General features: G+C 32.4%; 6 protein-coding genes. All 6 read right to left on the reverse strand.

Annotated elements, in window-relative coordinates:
• Positions 1–20: 20 nt before the first annotated feature.
• Positions 21–1277, reverse strand: coding sequence for a PKD domain-containing protein (locus C8P70_RS10970; RefSeq protein WP_133713369.1), 1257 nt, complete (start codon positions 1275–1277; stop codon positions 21–23).
• Positions 1278–1421: 144 nt separating this feature from the next.
• Entirely contained in the window at positions 1422–1769 is a 348-nt protein-coding gene (locus C8P70_RS10975) for a tRNA-binding protein (protein ID WP_133713370.1), read from the reverse strand.
• Between the two features lie 31 nt (positions 1770–1800).
• Positions 1801–2367, reverse strand: a complete 567-nt coding sequence (locus tag C8P70_RS10980) for a 2'-5' RNA ligase family protein (protein WP_133713371.1) — start codon at positions 2365–2367, stop codon at positions 1801–1803.
• Between the two features lie 35 nt (positions 2368–2402).
• Positions 2403–5714, reverse strand: coding sequence for a hypothetical protein (locus C8P70_RS10985; RefSeq protein ID WP_243832700.1), 3312 nt, complete (start codon positions 5712–5714; stop codon positions 2403–2405).
• Between the two features lie 225 nt (positions 5715–5939).
• Complete coding sequence (locus C8P70_RS10990) at positions 5940–6551, reverse strand: hypothetical protein (RefSeq protein ID WP_133713373.1); 612 nt, start codon at positions 6549–6551, stop codon at positions 5940–5942.
• Positions 6552–6726: 175 nt separating this feature from the next.
• Positions 6727–6960, reverse strand: a 234-nt coding sequence (locus tag C8P70_RS10995; protein WP_166666184.1) for a transposase, incomplete at its 5' end; no start/stop codon positions are given.

Consider the following 6960-nt stretch of genomic DNA (forward strand, 5'->3'; position numbering starts at 1 on the left):
TTAAGAAATTTGTTTTTTTATTATTTGCTATTTTTTATAAATTGAAAATGATAGACATTTTCTTGTGTTTGTAAAAGCAGAGTATAACTTCCGTTACTTAGATTTTGAACATTTACGATTAATTTAGAATTTGTTAGGTTGTATTCCGGTATTATACGGGTTCCTTTCTTATCGTAAATAATTAAACTGGTTGGAATAACTTTGGAATTGATATATATAAAATCAGATGTCGGATTAGGATATACGGCAATAGAAGTTTGTTCAAAAGAAATAGTAGCTAAATTAGTCAAGTCAAGCTGTTTTTCTATTGTATGAGTTTCATAGCAGTTTTTAGCAGTTAAAGTGACATTATAAACACCCGGATCACTATATTGGTGTACTGGATTTTGCTCACTGCTTGTCATCCCGTCATCAAAATCCCAAAAATATTCCAAAGTATTGCTTGAATGATCTGTAAATGTAACTATGTCATCATCTATATTAAAATTAAAATCAGCGGTAGGTACATTATCTAATAGATTCCATTGATTTAAATCGTCAAAGACAACAGCTTTAACAGCCTCTTTTATTGCTTCAAAAGAACTCGAAGAAAGCGAGCCTTCATAATTAGCTGTATAAGGAGATTTTTTATAAAATACAGTAAAAAAAGTATAGGCAGAAGCCATAGATCCGAAATATGAGGGATGAGACTCGTCATCTGAATATAGATTTAATTCAGGATAATTATCTCGTAAATAGCGCCAAACAGCGCCTACAGGAGAAACAACTCCATTGTTGTCTTCTGCCATGGTCATATAATTTTGGGAAATCAGATCATCCATGCCTTCATAAGTACATACAGGAGGCCAGTTAGGACAATTAGATTGGTCTCCGTTTTTTCTGCCCCACGTCATATAAAAAACAATACGCGTACAGGCACCGCTTTGCTTTATTTGATTGCTTAATTGAGCTGCATATGGGAATACCATATTGCTGACTTGCGAGTCTGGAAACGATGGAAGTTGACTTTGTTCTTGCAGTACCACATAGTCCCAATTTCCTTGAGCTATTGTAGAGCTGACATAAGAGTTGCTGGCGTGCTGCTGTAACGTAGATCCGCCAGGTATATGAGCAGTATAAGTTAATTCATCTCCGCTACTTTGCGCAATCTGCTGAATTAGATTAGGAATATTTCCTGTACTTGTATAACTATTCCCTATGAAAAATACATTTTTACTTTGTTGCGACCAAAGAGAGCTTCCAATAAGTAAAAGCAAAATAGTAATTTTTAACTTCATGTTTTTATTTCAAATATAAGCATTATTTTTTTAACTTAATTAATAAGAAAATAATGCTTTTGAATAAGGAGTTTTTTGATATTTTGTATAATAGATGTCTTAAAGATTAAATATTTCATTTTGAATTATTAATAACGCAGCGGTTTATCCTATTCTTAATCCGTTTTTTACAGGTTTGTCAACTGTCATTAATGTAACGTCTCGACCGTCTACAGCTCCCATGACCAAACATTCACTCATAAAATTTGCGATTTGTTTAGGAGGAAAATTAATTACGGCTATTACTTGTTTGCCGATAAGATCTTCAAGGGTGTATAAATTAGTAATCTGTGCAGATGTTTTACGAGTTCCTATTTTTTGACCAAAATCTATAATTAGCTTATAGGCAGGGTTTCTGGCTTCTTTAAAAATTTCAGCCTGAATAATTGTTCCTACGTGCATTTCCACTTGCATAAACTGATTCCACGAAAGGATATTTGCATTGTTGTCCATAATCATTAGTTTTTAAAATATTAATTTAAAGTTAGAATAAACTCATTTGTTTAGAACGGTTATCATTTTGATTCAAAAAAGGATATAAAGCAATGATGTCAAATTGCTTTTTTTTAAGGTTTAGTTTTCGAAGAGCAATTTGATTACATTGAAAATAAAGAGCAGGAGCTTCAAGTAATTCAACTGCTTGCTGTATTTTTTCAGAATTTAATTTTCGTGCAATTGACAAATGAGGATCAGTACATTTGTAAGCCTTTTTTAATTGTAATTCGTTGTGTATCTGTTGAGCAAAATCTTTTAAAATCAGTTTAGAAACTTCTTCTACCTTCAGAAAAAAAGTGCCATTAGAATATGTGTCGAAAGATTGGAGACGAACATCTACAGGACTAAAGCGATTGCAACAGCGTGTAATTTGATTTTCTATTCGACTGATTTCATTTTCAGAAGCGTAAAATTCTGCGATGGTCAAATGAGCTAGCGAATTTTTGCTGTTATACCAACCTATTTTATTGGCTAACTTTATTTTCATACGTTGAACTTGGATAACCAATCCATTATCAGGTTGAAAACAAACCGAATATTTGTGTCGTATACTCATCTAAATCTAAATTAGAAAACAGTAAAAATAAGAATTTAGAAAAAGGCGCGCAACTGAATGTTTCCGGTGTGAATAGTAGAAGTAGTTTCGTTTCCTCTGCCTTGATAATTAACACTCAAATCTAAATATTGCGTAATGTTTTTTTGCAGCATAACGCGCCAGGTCATATTTTTTCCCGGCTGTAAACCTTCGAGCATTTGATAGCCTACGGGAGAGAAGGCATTACCTGAAAAATTGTTTTGGTAGAAAGAAACTTCTCCATTTATCGAAAACTTTTGGGCTGCTGTATATAAAAAAGACAGACCTAAACGATGCTGTTTTAAATTTTCGAAATCAGCTTTTATATTTTTCTTTTCCTGAAATTCATAAAAAAAATCCAAACTAGCATTAGAAGCAAATAAGTATGATAAACGAGGTTCGTATCCGTTAATATCTAGAGTGTAATTTTTACTCATATAATTATTAGAGGTGGTTTTCTGTTGCGATGTTTTTGCTAATAGAGTAAGCAGCCATGTTTTTTTTATCAGGTGGTTGTATGAAATTTGGTGTGTATGGATTTTATTTTCAGTTGAGCCAAAGGACAAGAGGTTTTTAGTGCGAGACGTGATATAAGAATAAGTTGTACTATGCTTTTGTTTTCCTCGGTTGTAATAAATATTGTTTCTGAAATTTTCATTTATTCCTGCCAGATCTTCTTCACTGCGTTGAAAAGGATTAAAGTTGATTTTACCGTTTTTTCTATAATCTTTTCGATCAATTAGATAAGAGGTTTGGTTGTAAAAGTGCGAAAGAAACTTTTTAAAGCCAGATTCATTTTGCCATATAGCGGCGTTTAAGGCTAAAGTTTGTGACAACTTGTTTTGATGAGTAGGTATAAAGATTTGATTAGGTAAATATAAGCGTACATATTTTGCCAAGTCAGGATAAGGAGCTAGTTCAAATTCTTCCAGTTCCTGAATACCGTTGTTATTATAATCTATCCACATATACTGTCCTTGCCCGGGCTCTACTTCTATATATGTAAATTCTTGTTGAGCGATGGTTCCTGAAGTGGTTTCAAACAAGGTGTTGCTTTGTAAAAAGCCGTTAAAAAAACGATCACTATACAGCAATCTGGAATTAATAGTTTTTTCTTTACTGAGGTTATTATCTGTAAAAGATAACGTCCTGTGATTAAGATAAATACTTAATTCCCGGTTTTGGTTTTTGATAATTTGAGATTTAAGATAGAAAGTGTTTGCCGTTGAAACTTTTGATAATTGGTTGTTTTGCAAACTGTCGTTGATGCGGTATATATAACCGATTTCAGCAAAAATACCTAAGGAATCTCCTCTTCCTACAAAAGTCTTGTATTCGGTAAAGCGATGGCTGAGTGCACTAAATAATCCTGTACTGCGTTCTGTTTCTTTGTTTTCTTCGAAATTAATTCCTGTCCCTATCCAATTTTTTCCAAATGAATACCTGATTTCTGTAGCGCTTTTATTGAAACGACTTTCTAACAGGTTAGATTCAGATTTCATAATACTGTTTTGGGTCAACATATTCCAAACAGAATCATTATATTCTCCAAAAAGCCGATGTCTGTATCCAGAAAAATTCTCACCATAGATGAGTTTTTCAATCTGATACGTAAGATTTCCTTTATTGGTAATAATGGTTTGAAAACCGCCAGTGATTAAACTTTGATTTCCTTCAGAATAGATCAAATTCCAATCACGGTCAAATTCTATTGAAAACAGATTTTCAAGCGATTTAAAATTGCAATGGATAAACTGAAATTCAGTAAAAAAATTAACAGTAAACTGTTCTGCAGTCCATAACCGTTGTTTCCCTTTAAATTCAGTAGCCCAACCGTTGTTTTGTTCTTGATCCAGATCTGAAAATAAATTTTCATCATGATTGCTAAAAGCTGCTTCAATCTGTATTTCAGTCTTTTCGTCGGGATTATATTTTCCCTGTAAAGTGGCGATTGTATTGCGTATTGGAGCAATTAAGCGGATAACAGGAGCATAATTTCCTTGGGGCAGATTGTTAACCGGTTCTACATATTTGTAAATTTTACCAATAGCATCTGTGGTTTCTAAAATATAATCGCCATTATTGGTACCTACCATAGAAAAAGAAACACTGTATAATTCATCCTCAGGATTATTTGAAAATTCAAAATAAAAATTACTATCATCACCAAAAACTTTTTTGTACAATATTTTATTTTCAGAATAAGTCTCAGGATAGGCTGAAGGAGCCACCATTTTTTCGGAGTTATTTCCTGCTTTTTTTAAAACATCAACTTGTTCTTCGGTCAGATTTTGCTGCAAAGGTTGGTTTTTGAGATCGCTTTCTGTAAAAATACTTCCGCCAATACTCCAATTTTCGCGTTCGTGAGTGATATTTCCATAGCCTACAAAACGTGTGTAGTTTCTGTCAGTGTACTGATATTCTACAGAAATTCGCATTTCTGACGTAATCGGAAACAAGGTTGTAAACCGTATTTCGCCAGAATTATAGTCAATAACATAATCATTTTCTTCGCCTCTTTGTAGCGCAATGCCATTTACGTAGACTTTTTCTGATCCGGCAACGATTAAAATATATAGTTCGTTATTACTTCCCTTTAACTTGTAAGGACCTTGGTTTCCTTCCTGTCCCTTAAAATTACTTCGAGCGTATTGTCCTCTTGCCAAAGCTCCGGCAACTTCTACAGTGGTTTTGTTGCCCTCATCTCCAAAGATAAATCGTGTGGATAATCCCTGTACTTTTTTGTTGAAATTCAGAAAACGGCTTTGGCGGTTTTCTAAAAATATATCTCCTGCTCTGATGGACCATTTATCTGAAAAAAGTTCCATGAAAATTTGGTCAAATTCATTGATTTTTTGAGAATATCCACCATATTGTAGAGGCAGATTACTGTCCTGAATAGATGCACGTATGCTTACTTTATCAGATAATTTTCCCGTAATCTGCAGATCTAAATTAGAAGAGGTTACGGCGTTTTGATTATTGCCAACGGTAATTCCCCTCGATAAACTTCCCGCAGTATTTAATCCGTCAAATGGAGTAAAAGTAGTTGCATATGCTGATGAGTGCTTATAAATCTGCTGTCCTGCTTCGTTTGGCACAATCCTATCCTGAGAATAATAGCTGTAGGATTGAGATAAAAAGGGGGGAAGCTCTAAATAGCGAACCAATAAAACAGAGTCTGTTTTTACAGTATTTAAGTACACTTTTTTGGTATCAAAATCTATTATATAGTCTGAGGGAGGAATTAAGTTTTGTTGTTTATCCCTAATTTCAAAAAAAGTATTATTTAGTGCAACATCAGGGAGATAAAGCGTATCCTGTATCATATTCCACTCCGCCGTTTTGTATAGCTGGCTTTTCTCCTGAGCGGTTAAGGCAAGAGCGCAAAACAGAAATAGAAAATGATATAGGTTTTTGTAAGACAGCATAAACTAAAAACTCCAATTCAGCAAAAATAGTGTATTTTATATAAGATTTTTGGCAATAGAACTATAGGAGTTATGAGTTATGCAATAAACAATTAAAAAATGCAAATTTGCATTAGTGTTGTTTTAAAATGATAATTTGATGATCCGGTCTAATTTATTTTTATCTATAGCATTGGGTGTGATATTGTATAATTCTAGTTTCAAAAGATTTACTATAGAAAAAAAATCGTTAGACAGTGTTTCATAATACACCTCAAAGTCTTGTTCAGTTTTATCAGTTATTTTTTTTATTTTTTTATTTTCTTCCATCAAATTTCCTATATGCGAAAGAATCTTGTCAAATGTTTCGACAGAGGTATGCATTTGAAGAAAACCAAATTCAAATAATAAATCCTGTAAGTTATTTACTTCTTTTTCTAAATTTTTGTCAGGATGTAAGTGTAGTGCTAGTTTTTCTTTTTGTAAAATTGTATTGAGCTGCGTTAAAAAATGAAAAAATACCGATTGTTTTTTTTCAAAAACCATGATGTTTCTTTCTCTAGATTCTTCACTTTTTGTCTGTCCCTGTAATAGCAGCACTGTTATAATTGCCGTAATAACAACGCCGAGAAGAGTACCGAAAAACTGAGCAGGTAAGGAACTCAATTCAAAAATTTCAAAAGTAACTGCTGTTACTAAAAATATAATTGTTAGTATTAATACAGCTACTCTGGGTAAATTAGGTTTTATTTTCATTATCAATAAGTAATAGAATTCGAATAATATTAAGTTTAAAATTTGTCTAAATTAAGAATTATTTGATTTAATTTGCTCACAGTAAAGAAAGGTTTGGAATATTTTTAAAAAGAATTTGTGTTAAATGATTTAACGATTAAAAATAAATATTACTTTTAATTACCCGTTGTGCATTTTAAATAATACACACTTTTAAGTTATTGATATTCCTATTGAAATATTCTTTGTTGATGAATTGTACAACTGTTAACGCCGTTATTTTAGCTAATAATCTGGTTTTGAAACCTTCAAATGTCTTGGCGTAATTACGTCTCATCATAAATTGGTCGCACAATTGCGAGAACAAGGTTTCAATTCTCTTTCGTTGTTTTTTGAACAAATAAAATTGTGGTTTATAATCCTTTTGATT

The organism is Myroides indicus, from assembly GCF_004364575.1.
GTDB classification, from domain to species: domain Bacteria; phylum Bacteroidota; class Bacteroidia; order Flavobacteriales; family Flavobacteriaceae; genus Flavobacterium; species Flavobacterium indicum_A.